At 66.7% G+C, this 678-nt stretch carries 1 protein-coding gene; it reads left to right on the forward strand.

From position 1 onward, the window contains the following. Positions 1-678: hypothetical protein (locus HTA01S_RS25645; protein ID WP_218017398.1), on the forward strand; the 678-nt coding region annotated here is incomplete at both ends.

Here is a 678-nt window from a genome sequence, read left to right on the forward strand (position 1 = left end):
CCCAGACGACGGAAGTGGTGGGCAAGGGCATGCGCGGCTACCACTACTCTTTGTATGTTCAGCGCGCGGTCAACGGAACGGCCTTCAGCGGCGTGGAAGCCCTGGTGGTCAATCTCAGCAGCAGCGATCCGAGCAAGGCCAGTGTGCCGGCGAGCGTGACGATCCCGGCGGGCAGTTCGACGGCGTACTTCCAGGTCACGGGTGTGGACCTGACGGGAGGCACGGCGGTGACCATCGATGCGACGGCAGCGGGCCACAGCGCGCCAGCGACCAAGGTGCAGGTGCAAGTGGCGGAGCCGGTGCTGTCGTTGACGGGGGTGGACACGTCGCGCAGCGTGGGCGAGGCACGGGACAACTTCTATGTGCGTGTCAGTGGGCCGGCAGGGGGGCCGAGCCCAAGCGGCCAGACGATGGCAGCAGACACGCCGGTGAGCGTGGCGATCACGGAGGCCAATCCGGCGGGCGTGGTTGACGGCATCTACAACGCCGACACGGCGGGGACCGTGATTACACAGGTGGTGATTCCTGCCGGTGGGGACAACTCAACGGCTGGCAGCGGGTGGTCGTACATCGCCGCGCCGAGCACGGCAGGAACCTACAAGGTCAGCGCATCTGCGACGGGGATGAACACGGTGACCTCGCCGGTGGTGACGGTGAGCGCACCGGAACTGAAGTTCA

The organism is Hydrogenophaga taeniospiralis CCUG 15921, assembly GCF_001592305.1.
Lineage (GTDB): Bacteria > Pseudomonadota > Gammaproteobacteria > Burkholderiales > Burkholderiaceae_C > Hydrogenophaga > Hydrogenophaga taeniospiralis.